This window comes from Hymenobacter sp. UYCo722 (assembly GCF_040547115.1).
Taxonomy (GTDB): domain Bacteria; phylum Bacteroidota; class Bacteroidia; order Cytophagales; family Hymenobacteraceae; genus Hymenobacter.
Genome location: NZ_JBEPPC010000002.1, coordinates 738,492 through 756,627, shown reverse-complemented (window position 1 = coordinate 756,627; position 18,136 = coordinate 738,492). Strand labels below are relative to the sequence as shown.

At 61.2% G+C, this 18,136-nt stretch carries 19 protein-coding genes; 12 read left to right on the top strand and 7 right to left on the bottom strand.

The features are described 5' to 3' along the window. Nucleotides 1-3: 3 nt before the first annotated feature. The 3 genes from ABIB44_RS09025 (at nt 4) to ABIB44_RS09015 (ending at nt 2,586) form a co-directional block, all read left to right on the top strand. Nucleotides 4-1,050 carry an ABC transporter permease gene (locus ABIB44_RS09025; protein WP_354584314.1) on the top strand — a complete coding sequence of 349 codons (1,047 nt, stop codon included), beginning with the start codon at nt 4-6 and terminating at the stop codon, nt 1,048-1,050. Beyond that, nucleotides 1,038-2,018, top strand: coding sequence for an ABC transporter permease (locus ABIB44_RS09020; RefSeq protein ID WP_354584313.1), 981 nt, complete (start codon nt 1,038-1,040; stop codon nt 2,016-2,018). Before ABIB44_RS09025 ends, ABIB44_RS09020 begins: the two co-directional genes overlap by 13 nt. A 394-nt stretch (nt 2,019-2,412) precedes the next feature. Then, nucleotides 2,413-2,586, top strand: a complete 174-nt coding sequence (locus ABIB44_RS09015) for a hypothetical protein (protein ID WP_354584312.1) — start codon at nt 2,413-2,415, stop codon at nt 2,584-2,586. A 221-nt stretch (nt 2,587-2,807) separates the two neighbouring features. Here ABIB44_RS09015 and ABIB44_RS09010 read toward each other — a convergent pair whose 3' ends face one another. From ABIB44_RS09010 to ABIB44_RS08980, 7 genes are all read right to left on the bottom strand, one after another. Further along, nucleotides 2,808-3,716 carry an SDR family oxidoreductase gene (locus ABIB44_RS09010; RefSeq protein WP_354584311.1) on the bottom strand — a complete coding sequence of 303 codons (909 nt, stop codon included), beginning with the start codon at nt 3,714-3,716 and terminating at the stop codon, nt 2,808-2,810. Nucleotides 3,717-3,812: 96 nt separating this feature from the next. Further along, the gene (locus tag ABIB44_RS09005; RefSeq protein WP_354584310.1) at nt 3,813-4,475 is read right to left on the bottom strand and encodes a peptidylprolyl isomerase; all 663 of its coding nucleotides are present in this window, start codon (nt 4,473-4,475) and stop codon (nt 3,813-3,815) included. A gap of 64 nt (nt 4,476-4,539) precedes the next feature. Continuing rightward, complete coding sequence (gene hemC, locus ABIB44_RS09000; RefSeq protein ID WP_354584309.1) at nt 4,540-5,469, bottom strand: hydroxymethylbilane synthase; 930 nt, start codon at nt 5,467-5,469, stop codon at nt 4,540-4,542. Between the two features lie 153 nt (nt 5,470-5,622). Continuing rightward, a complete protein-coding gene (locus ABIB44_RS08995) occupies nt 5,623-6,753 on the bottom strand; it encodes a DNA polymerase III subunit (RefSeq protein WP_354584308.1) in 1,131 nt (376 codons plus the stop codon). After that, nucleotides 6,753-7,184, bottom strand: coding sequence for a hypothetical protein (locus ABIB44_RS08990; protein ID WP_354584307.1), 432 nt, complete (start codon nt 7,182-7,184; stop codon nt 6,753-6,755). The genes ABIB44_RS08995 and ABIB44_RS08990 overlap by 1 nt, the downstream gene beginning before the upstream one ends. Nucleotides 7,185-7,191: 7 nt before the next feature. Then, nucleotides 7,192-8,409 (bottom strand): GlmU family protein, encoded by a 1,218-nt coding sequence (locus ABIB44_RS08985; RefSeq protein WP_354584306.1) that lies wholly within the window; start codon nt 8,407-8,409, stop codon nt 7,192-7,194. A 172-nt stretch (nt 8,410-8,581) separates the two neighbouring features. Beyond that, the gene (locus ABIB44_RS08980) at nt 8,582-8,851 is read right to left on the bottom strand and encodes a type B 50S ribosomal protein L31 (RefSeq protein WP_196294405.1); all 270 of its coding nucleotides are present in this window, start codon (nt 8,849-8,851) and stop codon (nt 8,582-8,584) included. Between the two features lie 230 nt (nt 8,852-9,081). Here ABIB44_RS08980 and ABIB44_RS08975 point away from each other — a divergent pair, with 230 nt between their 5' ends. The 9 genes from ABIB44_RS08975 to ABIB44_RS08935 all read left to right on the top strand — a co-directional run bounded on the left by ABIB44_RS08975 (nt 9,082) and on the right by ABIB44_RS08935 (nt 18,094). Further along, the gene (locus ABIB44_RS08975) at nt 9,082-9,504 is read left to right on the top strand and encodes a hypothetical protein (RefSeq protein WP_354584305.1); all 423 of its coding nucleotides are present in this window, start codon (nt 9,082-9,084) and stop codon (nt 9,502-9,504) included. Between the two features lie 156 nt (nt 9,505-9,660). Then, complete coding sequence (gene rdgB, locus ABIB44_RS08970; RefSeq protein ID WP_354584304.1) at nt 9,661-10,248, top strand: RdgB/HAM1 family non-canonical purine NTP pyrophosphatase; 588 nt, start codon at nt 9,661-9,663, stop codon at nt 10,246-10,248. 89 nt (nt 10,249-10,337) lie between these two features. Further along, nucleotides 10,338-10,982, top strand: a complete 645-nt coding sequence (locus ABIB44_RS08965; RefSeq protein WP_354584303.1) for a uridine kinase family protein — start codon at nt 10,338-10,340, stop codon at nt 10,980-10,982. 174 nt (nt 10,983-11,156) lie between these two features. Next, on the top strand, nt 11,157-11,552 hold the full coding sequence (locus ABIB44_RS08960) for a hypothetical protein (protein WP_354584302.1): 396 nt from the start codon (nt 11,157-11,159) through the stop codon (nt 11,550-11,552). A gap of 98 nt (nt 11,553-11,650) precedes the next feature. Continuing rightward, nucleotides 11,651-12,112 (top strand): DUF4268 domain-containing protein, encoded by a 462-nt coding sequence (locus tag ABIB44_RS08955; protein ID WP_354584301.1) that lies wholly within the window; start codon nt 11,651-11,653, stop codon nt 12,110-12,112. A 63-nt stretch (nt 12,113-12,175) separates the two neighbouring features. Next, a complete protein-coding gene (locus tag ABIB44_RS08950; protein ID WP_354584300.1) occupies nt 12,176-12,529 on the top strand; it encodes a hypothetical protein in 354 nt (117 codons plus the stop codon). A gap of 135 nt (nt 12,530-12,664) precedes the next feature. Continuing rightward, the gene (gene secDF / locus ABIB44_RS08945) at nt 12,665-15,658 is read left to right on the top strand and encodes a protein translocase subunit SecDF (protein ID WP_354584299.1); all 2,994 of its coding nucleotides are present in this window, start codon (nt 12,665-12,667) and stop codon (nt 15,656-15,658) included. Nucleotides 15,659-15,930: 272 nt separating this feature from the next. Next, nucleotides 15,931-16,542, top strand: a complete 612-nt coding sequence (locus ABIB44_RS08940) for an RNA polymerase sigma factor (RefSeq protein ID WP_354584298.1) — start codon at nt 15,931-15,933, stop codon at nt 16,540-16,542. Next, entirely contained in the window at nt 16,532-18,094 is a 1,563-nt protein-coding gene (locus ABIB44_RS08935; RefSeq protein ID WP_354584297.1) for an outer membrane beta-barrel protein, read from the top strand. Before ABIB44_RS08940 ends, ABIB44_RS08935 begins: the two co-directional genes overlap by 11 nt. The last annotated feature ends 42 nt before the right edge of the window (nt 18,095-18,136 follow it).

The following is an 18,136-nucleotide window of genomic DNA, read 5'->3' as shown; positions in this document are numbered from 1 at the left end:
CACATGACCCGACTACTGCTGCGGCACCTGGGCCAAACCCTGCTGGCTACCTGGCTACTAGCCTCGACCGTATTTCTACTGAGCCGCAGCGGAGGCGAACAAGCCGTGCTGTTGGCCCTGCCCGATAATTTGGCCGGCCTTACGGCTGCTGCCAATTCTCCGGCCGAAGCGCGGGCTACCCGCGCGGTCATTCGCCACCGGCTGGGGCTCGACCAGCCCCTGTTCTACATCGGCCGGTCGGCCACGGGCTCGTGGCAGTGGCGGGGCTGGCATAACCAATACCACGAGTGGCTGCGGGCGTTGCGCCATGGCAATATGGGCACCTCTTTTCGCTCGGGCGAGCCGGTAGCGCAGCGCCTGGGCCGGGCGCTGGCGTTCACGCTGCCCCTCACGGGCACTGCGGCTGTGCTGGCCGCCGCCGCCGCGCTGGCGCTGGCTACATTTCTGGCGGCGGCCCCACGCTGGCAACGCCCGGTGCGAACGGCGTTGGTGGCGCTGCATTCGCTGCCGTTGTTTGTCATTGCGCTCGGGTTGCTGCTGCTACTCGCCAACCCGGAGCTGCTGGACTGGTTTCCGGCCTATGAGTTTACCTCCGGAGGCGATGCCGATACGCACTGGCTGAACGTCGCGGCACTACCCCGGCTGGTGCTGCCCGTGGTAGCACTGGTGCTGTCGGCGCTGCCCGAACTAACCCTGCAGCTCGATGTGGCCCTGGCCTACGAGTTGCGTCAGCCCTATATCATGACGGCGCGGGCGAAGGGCCTGCCCGCCGCCGCCGTTGTGCGCCGCCACGCGCTGCGCAACGCCTTGCTGCCAACCCTGGCGCAGGTGGCCGAACTCCTCCCAACCCTGGTTGCGGGGGCCGTGGTTGTGGAAGCAATTTTTGCGCTGCCGGGCATGGGCCAGCTCCTGGCCGAAGCCGCCGCCGCCCGCGACTACCCCGTGCTGGTAGGCGGTGTGCTGCTGGTGGGCACGGCGCGCCTGTTATCCCTGCTGCTCGCCGACTTGAGCTACTCCTGGGCCGACCCCCGCATTCGATGGCAGGCCTGAACCCGTTTTTCTCCCGGAGGCCCCTGGGCTGGTTACTGGCCTGGGCGTGGCTGGCTGGGCTGGTGTTGCTGGCAGTGCTGGCCCCTGCCTTGCCCCTGCCCTACGCGCCCGGCGTTCCCGACCTGGCACACGTGGCCGAAGCGCCCTCCGCCATCACCCAGCACTGGCTGGGCACCGACCCGCGGGGCTGCGATGTCCTTAGCGGCCTGGTATTTGGTACCCGCACGGCTTTGCTGCTCACCCTACCGGCGGCGCTATTGGCGGCTTTGCTGGGGGGGCTAACTGGTGGCGCAGCCGGCTTTTGGGGCAATCGGCTGCTGCTGGAAGGGGGCTTCTGGGGTTTGGGGGCCGTGGTGCTGGGCTGGAGCCTGGGTGTGCCTCCTATTGCCCTGGCCATTGGCGCGGGCGCGGTGGCCACTCTGTGGGCCTGGTGCCGGCTACGCCGGGTGCCCACGGCCATCCCCATCCCGCTCGATTCGCTGGTGCTGAGTGCCGCAACCGGCCTCGATACCGTGCCCAGGCTGGTGCTGGTACTGGTGCTGGTGGCACGCGGCGGCTTTTCACTCATCGGGCTTGGCCTGCTGCTGGGGCTCACTTCCTGGGCGGGGCCGGCGCGCCTGGTGCGGGCCCGCATGCTAGCCGTACGGGCACTGCCGTTTGTTGAAGCCGCCCGGGCAAGCGGGCTTTCCGAAGCCCGGGTGTGGTGGCATCATGCGCTGCCCCACGCACTACGCCCGCTCCAAACGGCCCTACCGCTCAGCCTGGCCGGGCTACTGGCGCTGGAAAGTACGCTTTCATTTCTGGGAGTGGGGCTGGCACCTGATGTGCCCAGTTGGGGCCAGCAACTTGCGGCGGCCCGGCAGCAACCCCAAGCGTGGTGGGCTTTTGTTTTTCCTGCTATAATTTTGTTTATCAGCATATTAAGCACGAACGCAATAACCCCAAATCGCACTTCACGCCCTACTTAACCCGGCAATAATGCCACCAAGGCTAACAGGCTGTTTTATTCATGAAACATTCAATAATAGCTACTTATTTGATGTCAGAATATTCAATATTTTTCAGAGCTATGGCATTTGCGTTACTCACTGTTGATAATTTTTAATGATTGGTTTTCAGATTTTTACAAAATAAAAATGATTTTCGTTTTTTATCAAGCGGTATTCATTTGATAAATATCTTGTTTGTAATATCCTTTTCCATTTATTATCAATGTCCTGTAATTTCACAAACTGTCCTTTTTTGAGTCTTTAGCTCGCTTGTAATATTGTATTGCCTTCCGGGAAGCACGCCGCTAGCGTCACCCCGGGCTGTCTACTTTATTACTATTGCTTCGCTATGTATTTATTAGTCTACCCTTCCGTGGCTACCCCTCCTCGCGCCAAAAGCGCCGCCCAACTGCTCCGGCAGACTGCGGTAGGTGTCGACTTTGTCACCCCCGATGGCATCATCGTACCCCGGGCGGCTGGCGAAGCCGCCCTGCTGGGGCATACGGCCGTGCTGATTGGCGGACTATTGGTCGGGTTCTGGTCTTAAATGCCGCTGGCATTCCTCGTCTTCTCTCCTTAATCTCACATTTCCTATTTCCCGAATTCAGTATAATAGCAATCTACCGCATTCAGTATCTACCCACTACCACTCTCTTCTACCCTTGCTGCCTACTCCAGCAGAGCAAAACCCGCCGTCTGCCCCGGTGGGTTTTTTTATGCGCTTTGGCTTAGCGCACGTCACCCATGAGCCAGCCCGGCGGCTTGCCGCTAACCCGCCTCATCGCGCTGATGGCTCACCAGCGCAATGCCCTCCGCCAGCGAATGGGGCCGATAGCCCAGCTCTTGCCGGGCCTTCTCGATGCGAAAGCCGGTGCGGGCGGGGCGGCGGGCCGGTTGCGAAAAAGTACTGGCATCGACGCGCTCGATGAGGGCGGCATCGAGGTTGAACTGGGCGGCCACGCGCAAGGCCAAGTCATAAGGCGTGAGGAAGTCGTCGCCACTGAGGTGGTAAATGCCCTGGGCCGCCTGCCGGGCCAGCAGCCAGCAGCCTTCGGCCAGGTCCTCGGCCAGCGTGGGCGTGCGCCACTGGTCGGCCACTACTTTAATGCGTTGGCCAGCTCGCAGCGAATCGCGCACCCAGAGCACGAGGTTGGTGCGGCCGTAGTCGTGGGCCACACCGTACACCAGCACAGTGCGGGCAATGGCCCAGCGGCCGGTGCTGGCCTGCACCACGTGCTCGGCGGCCAGCTTGCTTTCGCCGTAGAAATTGACCGGGGCCGGCACCGCGTCTTCAGCCAGCGGGCCAGCCTCCCCGCTGAACACGAAATCGGTGCTGAGGTGGGTAAGGTGGGTGTCGAGGGCGGCGCAGGCGGCGGCCAGGTGCTGCACGGCACTCACGTTGTGCTGCCAGCAGGCGGCGCGGTTCAGCTCGCACTCGTCGGCGTTGGTCATGGCCGCCGTGTGGATGACGTGCGTGGGCCGCTCGTGGGCCAGCACCTGCTGCACCTGGGCCGCGCTGCTCACGTCGAGGGGCACGAACCGCACGGCGGGAAAATGCGCAGCCAGCTTATTGGGACCGCGCGAGGTGGCCACCAGCTCTACGCCGGGCTCCTGCTGCAAACGCGCCACGAGCTTCTGCCCCAGCAGGCCATTGGAACCGGTGAGCAGGATTTTCATGCAGAATAACTGGGGTTTCAGACTCGCAGTCAGCCGTCGTTTAGGTGGCGGGCTGCGCTGGCGCGTTCAGTTGGAAATGCGGGGCACTCCGGGCCGCTACTCGTACTTATAGCCGTATAGCTGGCTGATTTTCTTGCGCTTGAGCTTCGCTACCTTCATCGTCATCCGGGCATCGACGGTGGGGTGGTCGCGTGGGTCTTTGGGTAGCTTGGCGATTTTGTCGATGACATCGAGACCCTGAATGACCTGGCCGAATACGGTGTACTGGCCATCGAGAAAGTGCGCGCCGCCGTGGTTTTCAACCAGGTAAAACTGACTGATGCTGCTGGGCGTGCCGGCCGGGCCGCCCATGCGGGCAGCGGCTACCGAGCCGTAGAGGTGCGGGTGGCCGGGGCCAAGCTCAGCCGGAATAGTGCCTTCGTTGGCCCGGCCCAGGCCGTCGTCGCTCGGGTCCACATCTTTGGAATTAATGTCGCCGCCCTGAATCATAAAATTATCGATGATGCGGTGGAAGCTGGTGCCATCGTAGAAACCGCTTTTAGCCTTTTTCAGGAAGTTGGCTTTGTGCAGGGGCGTGTCATCAAACAGCACGAGGCGGATGACGCCCTGCGTGGTAGTGACGGTAACGACCTCATCTTTCTTGCTTTTGTGCGGGCGCTTGCCGGATTTATCGGCAGCCAGCGCGGGGCCGGCCAGCCACAACAGAGCCAGCAGCAGGCTTGAGAAACGAATAAAACGGAATTTCAGAAAACTCGGCATGAGCATAAATAGCGGTGAGGTAACGTAAAACTACACGGCCCCGGGCGTTGCCGCGGTGGGGCCACTAGCCCCGGTGCTCGCGGATGCTGGCCAGGATTTCGCGGCCGCCGCGCGCCAGCACGGTATCGGCCACGCGCACCCCCAACGCTACCGCCTCCGCGGCCGTTGCGGCGGTCTGGATTTCCTCCACGTACTCCTCCCCACTCAGGCTGATAATGCCGGCGTGCAGGCGCAGGCGGCCGCCTTCCAGCGTGGCCAACGCGAACGATGGGATGCTGCACCCGCCTTCCATGGTGTGCAGAAAGGCGCGCTCGGCGGCCAGGCAGATGTGCGTATCCGCGTGGTCGAGGGCCACTTTGAGGCGGGCTTTTAAGTCTTCGTCCAGGTTGGCGGCGCACTCGATGGCGATGCTGCCCTGGCCGGTGGCGGGTACGAACTGCGCCGTGGGCAGCGTGTGGCGCACCAGGTGCTCGTAGCCCATGCGGTGCACGCCGGCGAAGGCCAGCACCAGGGCATCGAACTGGCCTTCCTCCAGCTTGCGCAGCCGGGTTTGGAGGTTGCCGCGGGCTTCGGCGGTTTCGGCGTGGGGGTAGTAGCGGCGCAGTTGGGCCTTGCGGCGGGTGCTGCTGGTACCGAGCACGATGCCGAGCTTATCAAGCGAAAAGCTCTCGTTGAAGCTCAGCACCACGTCGTTTACTTTTTCGCGCTCCAGAAAGGCCAGCAGCTCCAGCTCGCGCGGAATGCTGCTTTGCACGTCTTTGGCCGAGTGCACGGCCAAATGCGTGTCGCCGCGCAGCAGGCTTTCTTCCAGCTCCTGGGTGAATACGCCCTTGGCCCCGATTTTGGCCAGGCTGCGGTCCTGCACAGCGTCGCCGGTGGTTTGCATGGGCACGATTTCAGTTTCGAGACCAGCTTTTTGCAGCAGCGCGGCCACGTGTTCAGTTTGCCAAAGGGCAAGGCGGCTGGCGCGGGTGGCAAGGCGGATAAGAGTCATATCAATTGGACAGTTGCCGATTCAGAACGTCATGCTGAGCGAAGCCAAAACTTCTCTGCCGCACAACTAATTTATTCGATTGGTTTACTTACACGGTAGAGATGCTTCGACTTCGCGGACGCCAGATGAGCATGACCGTGCTTTTCTTCTCGTTTAAACCTTTAAAAAGCCCCCCAATCGCAGCGAGCTATCTACAAACACCATTTTGGCGTTGGCGTTGCGCTCGATGTGGTAGTGGGCGTCGGTCAGTTCTTTGGTTAACAGGTCGGCGTTGCGCGGCGTTACGAATCGGGCAAAGCCGGCCACGAACTGCTGCTCGCCGGTGGCGAGGTGGGGCACAAACTTCGGGTCGATGCCGAACAGCAGCACCTTGCGCAGCAGGCCCAGCGAGTAGCTCAGCAGTTCCTTTTGGTTTTCGCGGCCCAGCTTTTGAAACTCCTCGCTTTGCTTGAGAATATCGGCGGCTTTCAGGCTGTAGCACTGGCGCATCCACTTCGCGAAGAACTCGAAGTAGTCGTGGTCGGCGTTGGCGTCGCGGCTGGCGATGGCGGCCCCGAGGCTGCCTTCGGCCAACTGGGCCACTTGGCGGGCTTTCACCTCGGGCACTTGGTAGCGGTCGCGCAAAAATGCCGTGATGTCGTCCTCCGAAAACGGGCGCACCACCACCGGCTGCACCCGGCTGATGATAGTGGGCAGCAGCTGCTCGGGGGCATGGCTGACCAGCAGGAAAATGGTGGCGGGCGGCGGCTCCTCCAGCAATTTCAGCACGGCGTTGGCGGCGGCGGGGTGCATGAGCTCGGGCAGCCAGAGAATCACGATTTTGAAGCGCGCCTCAAAGGCTTTCAGGCTCACCAGCTTCAGAATCTGCACCGCCTCGTCCTTGCTGATGTTGCCCTGCTTGTTCTCGGCCCCGATGTGCTGCATCCAGTCGTTGAGGCCCTGGTAGGGGTTGTCGAGCACGAAGGCCCGCCACTCGGCCATGAACTTGCTGCTCACTGCGTCCTTGGCCACCGCTTTGGTAGTCGTCACGGGCATGATGAAGTTCAGGTCGGGATGGGCCAGCTTGGCGATTTTAGTACAGGCCGGGCAGTGGCCGCAGCTGTCTTCGGCATCGATGGCGCGGGCTTCGCAGTTCAGAAACTGGGCGTAGGCGAGGGCCAACGCCAGCGCCGCGCCGCCCTCCTTCCCACGGAACAGCTGGGCGTGCGCCACGTGCTGCCGGGCCACGGACTGGCGTAGCAGGGCTTTCACGGCGGTTTGGTTAGGGATGTTGGCGAAGGTCATTATTCAGGCAATAAATCTAGGTGCCATGTCTTATCAGGTCGAATATTTCGCCAGTCCCAATACGTTTCGAAAAATTCATCATGTAGAAATTCCCGAAGCGTTTCATCATCCTTGGGTTTGTCAACCAGTATTACTTCGTTCCACTCACCTTGCATAGGCTCCGTGGTTCCGTCTATTAGGTTAAGCAAGTCAAACAAAACGCCGGCAGCGCAGTCAGCCAGCACCTTGCGTACTGCAGAGGCCATGACAGCATTATTTTGCAGCAACTTCAGAGCCTCGGTTTCTTCGGGAGTAAAGCCGCCATTGGGCGGATATGCCAGCTCATTGTCCTGGCTCTGCAACAATGCATTGGCGTGATAGGACGCATATTCTTCGACCGCCTTATTGGCTGCAATCGGCAGGGTGCGACGGTTTTCTTCCGAGAGCTGCATACTGCCTTTACTTCCCCTTATCCCAAACTCTATCTTCAGCAGTGGCCTCAAATATCTTCGCCATAATCCCCTGCTCCACCGCATCATACGGCAGGCTGCGGCGGGCCATCACGCGCTCGGCCACCTCGTTCACTTTGGGCAGCTTGAAGGTTTCGAAGCCTGCCGGGCCGCCCCAGCTGAAGCTCGGGATGAAGGTGCGCGGGAAGCCGGCCCCAAAGATGTTGGCCCCCACGCCCACCACCGTGCCGGTGTTGAACATGGTGTTGATGCCGCACTTGCTGTGGTCGCCCATCATCAGGCCGCAAAAGGTCTGGCCGGTATCCACGAAGCGTTTCTCGACGTGGCTCCAGATTTTGACGGGCGCGTAGTTGTTCTTCAGGTTCGAGGTATTGGTATCGGCCCCCAGGTTGCACCACTCGCCGATAACCGAGTTGCCCAGGTAGCCGTCGTGGCCCTTGTTGCTGTAGCCCAGCAGAATGCTGTTGCCTACTTCTCCACCCACTTTCGAGAACGGGCCCACGGTGTTGTCGCCGCGCATTTTGGCCCCGGCGTTGATGTGCGAACCCTCACACAAGGCCAGCGGGCCCTTGATGATGGCTCCCTCGTGCACCTGCGAGTTCTTGCCCAGGTAAATGGGGCCGTCCTCGGCGTTTAGAATAGCAGCGCGGATTTTCACACCCTCCTCAATAAAGATATTCTCCGCGCCATACACAATGGTGTGCGCATCGCCCACGGGCTGCGAGGTGCGGCCGGCAGTGAGCAGGGCAAAGTCGCGGCGGATTTCCACGCCGTTGCGCAGAAACAGCTGCCACGGCCGGTCAATCACCGTCACGGGCTCGCTGACCTGCCTTTCCTCGCGCAGGCCGTCCTGCACCAGCTCGGCAATGAGCGAAGCATCGGCCAGATGCGCCGCCACCAGCAGCTCGTCGTAATACAGGCCCTGGCCCGGCTGCAGAGCCTGTACCTGGCGCACCAGCACCGCATCGGGGCACACCGCACCGTTGATAACCAGCGCCGGGCCGGTCACCACCCCATCGGCGCACACCGGAAACTTAGCTTGCAGGTAGGGCTGCGTGAGGTAGCCCACGGTGGGCGCGGCCAGGTGCCGCTGCCACTTCTCGGCAATGGTGAGGATGCCGCAGCGCAGGGCCCCCACCGGCCGCGTGAACGTAAAGGGCAGCAGGTGCGGCCGAATGGCCGGGTCGTCGAAGAGGAGAACGCGCATTTTTTTCAAGCTAATCAGCTACTAGCTGTTAGCCGTTAGCCTTATGTATGAGAAGCAAATTTACGGCTGCTGCCTTCGCCGCCGGCAATAAAAAAACTCCTTCCGGCGAAACCGAAAGGAGTTTTCAAAAAGCTAACGGCTAGTAGCTACAGGCCAACAGCTCAAAAAGAAGCTATTCTTTGTTGGCGCTGTTCTGCTCTTTCTTGGCGTAGCGGCTGCGGAATTTCTCCACGCGACCGGCCGTGTCGATGAACATGTTTTTGCCGGTGTAGAAGGGGTGCGAAGCGGAGCTCACTTCGATTTTCACCAGCGGGTACGTTTTGCCGTCTTCCATCGTGATGGTGTCGGTCGGCTTCATCGTCGAGCGCGTGATGAACTTAAAATCCGAAGAAGAGTCCTGGAATACGACTTCCTGGTACTCGGGGTGGGTGTCCTTTTTCATATCGAGAGGTCGGTTTAACCGGTTGAACCCTGCCGATTTTGCGGAAGGGACTGCAAAAGTACGGCTTAGCTCCTAAATACCCAACCCCGGCGCTAAACTTTTCGGCGCGCACCGCGTCAATACTACCGCCTGGGCGGCTTGTTGCCCCTGCAAAAAGGTTGTACATTTGAATCCGGCTCTCTTTCGGGGCTGGTCCGTTGCGCGTGCTAAAACTTGTACTCGGTCATCGTGTGCGCCTCCGTGCGGGGCTTCTGGCTTTACTGCTCGTGCTGGGCAGTGTGGCGGCGGTGTACGCGGCCACGCTAACCCTTTTTACGGCCGCCTACTCGGGCACCGTCGTAAAGGTAGACTGGGAAGTGAGCAACGAAGTCGATGTTACGGGCTTCGAACTGGCCCGCAAGTCGGTTACCGAGACCGGCTACTCCCTGGTCAGTACCACGGCCGCCACCGGCCAGCGCCGCTACCTCTACCTCGATACCAACGTGTTCCGCGGCACCGCCACCACGGGCACTACGGGTACCCTAGGCGGCCCCTACACCTACCGCCTCACCGTGCGCAGCCCCGCCGGCGACCAGAGCTACCTCACCGCGCTGGTTGGCACGCCCAGCGCCGTGCAGCGCTCCTGGGGCACCATCAAGTCGATGTTCCGGTAAGTGGTGGGTTGGCGGACTAGTTGAACGTCATGCGGAGCTTGCCGCAGCAGCTCTACCGCAGCAGTAGTTATTTACTTGCGCGATAGAGCTGCTGCGGCAAGCTCCGCATGACGTTTTCGCTCGTGCTCAACTACTACATCAGCTAAATCCACGACCATGCGCCTCTGCTTTGCCTCCAACAACGCCCACAAGCTTGATGAAATCCGGCCACTGCTGCCCGCCGGCTTCGAGCTGCTGAGCCTGGCCGACATCGGCTGCCACGAAGAGCTGCCCGAAACTCAGGATACTCTCGAAGGCAACGCCCGCCAAAAGGCCGAATACGTGCGCGAGCACTACGGCGTGGGCTGCTTCGCCGACGACACCGGCCTGGAGGTAACCGCCCTGGGCGGCGAACCCGGCGTGTATTCGGCCCGCTACGCCGGTCCCCAGCGCCTGGCCGAAGACAACGTGGCCAAGCTGCTGCGCGAGCTGGCCGGCCAGCCCGACCGCTCGGCCCGCTTCCGCACGGTGGTGGCCCTGGCCGGGGCCGACGGCGCGGTGCACGAGTTTGCCGGTGAGGTGGCCGGCCGAATCACGGACGCACCCCAGGGTACCGGCGGCTTCGGCTACGACCCGGTATTTGCACCCACCGAGGCCGACGGCCGCACGTTTGCCGAGATGAGCGGGACCGAGAAAAACCGCATCAGCCACCGGGCTCGGGCCGTGGCGGGACTACTGGCGTTTCTTTCAATGAGCAGTGATTAATTATCAATGAGCGATTTGCGTGTAGCACCACGCCAATTGCTCATCAATAATTATTCATTGCTGATTGAACCCCATTACCTTTGCCCGTTATGCAGACCCCCTACTTAATTGGTATTACCGGCGGCAGTGCTTCGGGCAAAACCACCTTCCTGCGCCGGCTGCTGGAAGCTTTTCCGGAAGAGCAGATTTGCCTCATCTCGCAAGACAACTACTACCATCCGCGCGAAAAGCAGCTGCGCGACGACCAGGGCGTCGAAAACTTCGACCTGCCAGCCAGCATCGACGCGGCGGCGTACGCCAACGATGTGCTGCGCATCAGCCAGGGCCACGAGGTGCGGCGCCAGGAATACACCTTCAACAACGCCACCGCTACGCCCCGGGAGCTGGTGTTCCGGCCCGCGCCCATTGTGGTGGTAGAGGGAATTTTTGTGTTTCACTTCGAGGAAATTGCCCGGCTGCTCAACCTCAAGGTTTACATCGATGCGCAGGAGCACGTAAAACTGCACCGCCGCATTATCCGCGACCGCGACGAGCGCGGCTACGACCTGGCCGACGTGCTTTACCGCTACACGCACCACGTGGCACCTACCTACGAGCAGTTTATCGCTCCGTATAAGCATTACGCCGACATCGTCATCCCCAACAACCGCCACTTCGAGCGCGGCCTGGAGGTGCTGGTCGGCTACCTGAAAGCCCGCATTGGGGCCCCGGCGGGCGAGCAGCCCGCGCAGTAGCCACCCGACTAAATTGTGAGGCGATTTGACGACGTGGAATTTTTTAAGAAATTTCAGTACTCTATCGGCCGAAAGGAATTATCTTGTGCCTGATTTTAGTTGCTAACGCGGCTTCCCTTGGCGGAAAGCATCAGCCGAAGGTCTTGATTTTGCCATTTGCCATTCCTCATTGCTATGAAACGCTCCATTGCTCGCGGCTTCGCGCTCGCCCTGCTCCCCGGCCTGCTGGCACTGGCCAGCTGCGATAAAAACGGCCAGACCGGCGTGCTGCAACATCCGGCCAGCAATGCCGCCCTGCGCGCCGTGGTAACGCCCGACAAGGCCTACGATGCCACCCTCGACGCGACTCTCAATAAGCTGAACCCGGAAAGCTACCTCATCATCACCAAGGCCGAGCGCGGCAGCGTGTTCACGGTGCACACCGGCCCGCTGCCCGCCGCCGACCACGCCGTATGCTTCGCCAGCATCAATAATGAGGGCTTTAAGGAGTGCGTGGAAGAGTACTACCACAACGCTGGCGGCGTGGCCATTCAGAACAACGAAGCCGGCTGGTGGGCCACTCCCTTGTAGTCTTTTAGAGTAGGAGTATATGGGGATAGGAGGGCTGGAGTCGTTACTATTGCAGCAACAACTCTTACCCCCATACCCTCCTACCTTCCTACCCTAAGATGTATAGCAAAGCGGAAGTTACCCAGCTGCGCCAGGCTTTCTGGACGGCTTTTGGGCAGTACATGGCCCCGGTACCCTCGGCCGAGGGCGACACCACCAACTGGATAAACTATAAAACGGGGCTCAAAAACGTGTATTTCCGGATGCAGGCCGACAAGGCGCGGGCCAGCATCGCCATCGAGCTCACGCACTCCGATGCGGGCATTCGCGAACTGTTCTGGGAGCAGTTTCTGGAATTGAAAACTCTGCTGCACGAAACCCTGGGCCAGGAATGGACCTGGGACGCGGACGCCACGGATAGCAACGGCGAGCGGCTGAGCCGGATTTATACCGAGCTGGCCCCGGTGAACCTGTTCAGTCGCGACGACTGGCCCCAGCTGATTTCGTTTTTTAAGCCGCGCATCATGGCCCTGGACGCGTTCTGGGCCGACGCACAGTGGTCGTTTGAGGCGTTGAAGTAAGCCCTTGCCCCCGTTCCCGGCAAAATGGTATCTTTGCAGACCACGTACCTACCCATGTTGGCTTTGCTTTCCCGTTTTTGGTTCTCGCTCCGCTTTGCCCTGCTCGCCGCCACGGTGCTGCTGGTGCTGGGCCTGAACCAGCGCGCCGTGAGCGTATTGCGGCCCGTGGGCAAGAGTGAGGCGCGGTTTAGCCGCGTCACGGTAGTAAAGCAAAAAGTGCTGCTCGAAGCCACGGCGTCCCTGCATCATTTCGTGGCTCCGCCGCTGGTGGCCTGGCTGCCCCCGGCCGTGCCGGGCCTGTGGCTCCCCACGCTGCGCCAGGCGCTGGCCGTGCCGCGCCTGCGGGCGGGCATTGGCGCGGGCCAGGTGTTTCGGGCGCGGCTGCTGGCCGTGGCCCTGTCGCCGCAGGCCCCGTAAGGTCAGTTATCAGTGAGCAGTTACTAGTGAACAGTTGGTGGATATTATCCGCACCTTTCTCACTAGTGGCTACTCATTTGCCATTTCCCCGTTTGACTGCTCACTATTAATTGTTAACTGATAACTGCTTTTACAATGCGTAATAAAGGATTAATCATTGCCCTCACGCTCGTCGTGACGGCGCTGTGCGCCTACTTTCTGTTCTTCACCTACGTCTCGCGCGGGGTGCAGCAGAAAGCCGTGGCCTACGCTACCCGCAACGGCAAGGTCGACGAAGGCCAGCGCCAGCACTACCTCGACTCGGTGTGGCGCGCGCCGGTGTACGGCCCCTTCACTTACCGCGAGGTGCGCCAGAGTGAGCTCGGCCTTGGCCTCGACCTGAAAGGCGGCATGCACGTGACGCTGGAAGTATCGCCGGTGGAAATTGTGCGCGCCATGAGCGGCAACAGCAAGGATGCTGCTTTCAACAAAGCCCTTGAGAATGCCCAGACGGCCCAGAAGGCCACCCCGACCACGCCCTTCACTACGCTGTTTGCTCAGGCTTACCAGCAGACGTCGAACGGCCAGCCGCTGGCCCGCATCTTCGCCAACACCACCAACAAGAGCCGCAACATCACCATCAACTCCTCGAACGAGAAGGTGCTGGCCGCGATTGACAAGGAAGTAGAAGAGGCTATAGACCGCTCGTTCAACATCCTGCGCACCCGCGTCGACAAGTTTGGCGTGAACCAGCCCACCATTCAGCGCGTGAAAGGCACCGGCCGCCTCCAGATTGAGCTGCCCGGCGTGGACAACCCCGACCGCGTGCGCAAGCTGCTGCAGGGCCAGGCCAAGCTGGAGTTCTGGGAAGTATGGAACCAGAACGAAATCGGCCCTTACCTGGTCGCCCTCGACAAGCAGCTGCAGGCCAAGAGCACCGTGGCTAAAACCGCTCCGGTTGCTACCCTGAACATGGCCGACACCACGGCCGCCGCCGCCAAAGGCGACACGACCTCGCTGGCCGCCCAGCTCGCCAAAAAAGCCAAGCTCGGCAAAGGTGCCGCCGATTCATCGGCTACCGCCAACCAGGGCGGCATGCTAGCCAAGCTCTTCACCATGCCCGGCCGCCTGGGCGTGAACCTGCGCGACACCGCCCGCATGAACACCATTCTGCGCTCGCCCGAAGCCAAGGCTACCCTGCCCCCCACTTTGGCCCTGCTCTGGAACCTGAAGCCGACGACCATCGACAAGCAGGAGTACCTGGAGCTGATTCCGGTGCGCAAAACCCGCGACGGCGTGGCTCCCATGAGCGGCGAAGTAGTGAGCGACGCCCGCGCCGACATCGGCCAGAACGGCCAGCCCGAAGTACTGATGAGCATGTCCCCCGCCGGCTCGCGCAAGTGGGCGAAGATGACGGCCGCCAACATCGGCAAGCAGGTAGCCATGGTGCTCGACGACTACGTGGTGTCGGCCCCGGTGGTGCAAAGTGAAATCACCGGCGGCGGCACCAGCATCACGGGCAGCTTCCAGATTGAAGACACCCAGGACCTCGCCAACCAGCTGAAAGCCGGTAAGCTGCCCGCCCCCACGCGCATTGTGGAAGAAGCGGTAGTTGGTCCGTCGCTCGGCCGCGAGGCCATCAACCAGGGCCTGTACTCGTCGCTGGCCGGCGTGGTAATTATCATGCTGTTTATGGCCTTCTATTACGGCCGCGCCGGTATCGTAGCCGACATCGCCCTGCTCTTCAACATCTTCCTGATTCTGGGCGTGTTGGCGCAGTTCGGCACCGCCCTCACCCTGCCCGGCATCGCCGGTCTGATTCTGGTGATGGGTACTTCGGTAGATGCCAACGTGCTGATTTTTGAGCGGGTCCGGGAAGAACTCGACCACGGGCTGGGCCTCAGCGATGCCATCAACAAAGGCTACTCGCGGGCGTTCTCGGCCATTTTCGACTCCAACGTGACCACCATGCTGATTGCCGTGATTCTCGGCTTCTTCGGCACGGGCCCGGTGCAAAGCTTCGCCATCACGCTGGGCATTGGCGTGCTCACCTCGTTCCTGTCGGCGGTGTACGTGTCGCGCCTCATCATCGAGTGGATGGTGAAGGGCAACGAGAACCACCCGATGACCTTCAGCACCTCGATTTCGCGCAACCTGTTCAAGAACCTGAACTTCGACATCGTGGGCAAGCGCAAAATTGCCTACACGTTCTCGAGCGTATTCATCATCATCGGCTTCGTCCTGATGTACATTCAGGGCGGCCCCAACCTGGGCGTTGACTTTAAAGGCGGCCGCGCCTACGTAGTCGACTTCAACAAAGCCATGGTTGCCTCCGACGTGGCCGATAAAATCCGTCCCTCGTTCCAGGATGCCGGCCTCGAAGTGAAGCAGTTTGGCTCGCCCGACCGCCTGCGCATTACCACCGGCTACCTGGCCGAAGATGAGAGCGCCACGGCCGATGCCAAAGTTGCCGCAGCTCTCAACCAGGGCCTGCAACAGTACAGCGCCGATGCCCCGCAAATCAAGTCGACTTCGAAAGTAGGTGCCACCATCGCCGACGATATCAAGCGTACCTCGGTGTTGTCGTTGGGCCTCACGCTGCTCGGCATCTTCATCTACGTACTGTTCCGCTTCGATAAGTGGCAGTATTCGATGGCGGCCGTGGTCGCGCTGTTCCACGATGCGCTGCTGGTCATCGCGGCCTTCCCGATTGCCCGCCTCTTCGGCGCGAACTACGAGATGGACCAGATTTTCGTGGCCGCCGTGCTCACGGTTATCGGCTTCTCGATGAACGACACGGTAGTTATCTACGACCGGATTCGTGAGTACCTGCGCGAAAACCCCAAGCTGACCTTCGCCCAGGTGGTGAACCCGGCCCTGAACTCGACCTTCTCGCGCACGATGATTACGTTCACCACCGTATTCCTGGTGGTGCTGGTGATGTACATCTTCGGCGGCGAAACGCTGCGTTCGTTCTCGTTCGCCATGATTATCGGCGTGATTTTCGGCACTTATTCGTCGCTGTTCATCGCCACCCCTATTATCCTCGACACCTACGGCAAGAAGGAGGAGCGTGAGCGCCTCGCCGCCGGCGAGGACGTATCGGGCCTGCCCGGCGACGCTCCCAAGCTGAGCACCACAACCGTCTAAACCACGGACTTAATCATTGATTACGCAGATTTAAGCGGATTTCACGGATTTCGTAGTCGATTAAATTCTGCTGTAGGTTTGATTTATTAAAAAAAAGGCCGCCCATTGGGCGGCCTTTTTTGTGCCTTGTAGCGCTGTTTTAAAAGAAAAGGCCGGTAGAAAGTCAGCTACGAAATCCGTGAAATCCGCTTAAATCCGTGTAATCAGTGATTAAGGCAACCCTTTTGGGGTATCTTCCGAGTGGTGAACAGAAGCCGCTGCCCCGCCTGACTATGCTGCACCTTTCCCCACCTGATTCTGCATCGGTCCGGTTCGCCGAGCTGCTGGCGGCCTGCCGTCGGCAGGAGCGGGTGGCCCAGCGCCGGCTCTACGGCCAGTTTCATGGCCTGGCCCTGAGCGTGTGCCAGCGCTATGCCCGCGACCGCGACCAGGCCCTGGAAGCGGTCAACGACGGCTTTTTGAAAGTATTCCGCGACCTCGGCCGCTTCGACGACACCCGCCATCCCAACGACGTTCCGGGCTCGTTCCGGGGCTGGCTCAAGCGCATCATGGTGCACACGGCCATCGACTACTATCGCGCCAACGAGCGGCACCAGCACCAGCAGGAGCTCGACGACGCCACCCTGAACCAGGCCGCCCACGATGCCACGCCGCTCGACACCCTGAGCTACGACGAGCTGCTGGCCCTGGTGCAGCGCCTGCCCCCGGCCTACCGCACGGTATTCAATCTGAGCGTAATTGACGGCTTCAGCCACGAAGAAATTGCCGACCGGCTGCACATTTCGGCAGGCACTTCCAAATCCAATCTATTTAAGGCCCGGGCGCATTTGCGCACCATGCTGGCCCAGTGTTCGATGCTAGAGAAAATCCGCTATGTGGTCTGATAAAGATATTGATAACGCGTTCCATCGCCTCGACCCCGCCGAGCCCGAGCCCACGCCCTTCCCGCTCGATGCCTGGCTGAAGCTGGAGGCTGGGCTGGACCAGGCCGTGATTGACCGGGCCGTGCGGCACCGGCTAAGGCAGTTTTTCGCGGCCGAATTGGCCGTGGTGGCCTTGGCCGGCCTGGGCTGGTCGCTGTGGCCGACGGCGGTGCCGGCTCCGACGATTTCCAAGGCCCGAATCGTGGATTACGCTACTTCGCCAGGGGGCAACACGACCGTTACCAGACGGCGGGCAAGTGCGGGGGCTTCGGTGGCAATTGCACCGGCCCCACGGCCCAACACTGGGCGCGCGGCAACAGGATTGACGCCCCCGGCAACTCCACTTCCTGCTACCGCCACCGCCCCAACGGCGGCCCCGGCAGTTGCTGGCGCAGTCGTTTTCGTTGTTCCGCCCGTGCGGGGAGCCGTTGGACGCGAGCGGCCCTCATTCCTAGGCGTAGTTTCGGCTTCTGGTCGTTATCCGAACCGAGTCACTCGTTTCCACTCGGCCGATGGCCGGATAACCGCGCCGGGCAATAGCATTGCCAGGTCCGGCGGGCCGATTACCAGGCATTCGCTAAGCAGCTCGATGGCCCGGGTAGCCAGGTACCATCCGGAAGCCCGCTCGCTGGCCGATGCTGCTTCGGCCGCTGAAGCGGGAGCGTACCCTGAAAAAGGCAGTAGTACGGATGCAGCCAGCCGTATAGCAACTACCTCAAAGCCAGCAACAGCGGCCGTGACAACGAGCTTGGACGAAGCCGCAATTGCCAGAGCCGCCCCTTCGAGCCTAGCCGCCGTGAGCAGCTTGGCCCCGGTTGCCACTTTCGCAGCAGAACCCACCCGCCCGGCAGCAGAAACAATACCGGTGGCGCTGGCCCTCAATGAGGTGGCTCCTACCTCACTGCCCGCCGTGGTGCGCCAGCAGCGCTTCTACGTGGGCCTTGTGGCGGCACCCGACGTGAGCACCGTGAAGTTTGCCGACGTACAGGCCCCGCACCTGAACGTGGGCCTGACGCTGGAATACCGCCTGGGCCAGCGCTGGCGCGTGGCGACTGGCCTGCAACGCGCTACCAAAGAATACTACGCCCGCCGCGAGGACTACGACTGGACCAGCTACCCCCGGGCCTACACCCGCGATTTCAGCTGGGTAGACGGCACCTGCACGGTGGTAGACATCCCGCTGAACCTGCGCTACGATGCCGTGGTGGGGCCGCGCTACCGGATATTTGGCACGGCCGGCCTCTCGTCGTTTTTCATGCAGCGCGAGCGCTACACCTACGATTACTACGACAACACCAGCAACGCGCCCGCCGTGTGGGACCGCAGCTTCGTGAACGACAACCAGCACTGGTTTAAGGTCCTCAATGTCTCGGCCGGCTACGAGTACGGCTTGGGCACCCACTGGCGGCTGCAGGCCGAGCCCTACGTGAAAGTGCCGCTGGCCGGCGTGGGCGCGGGCAAGGTAAAGCTGCTCAGCGCCGGCGTTTTCTTCGGGCTGAAATACGGCTTTTAAGAACGGCCGGGCTTTTTTTAATAAAGCAGTGCCGGCGCATTC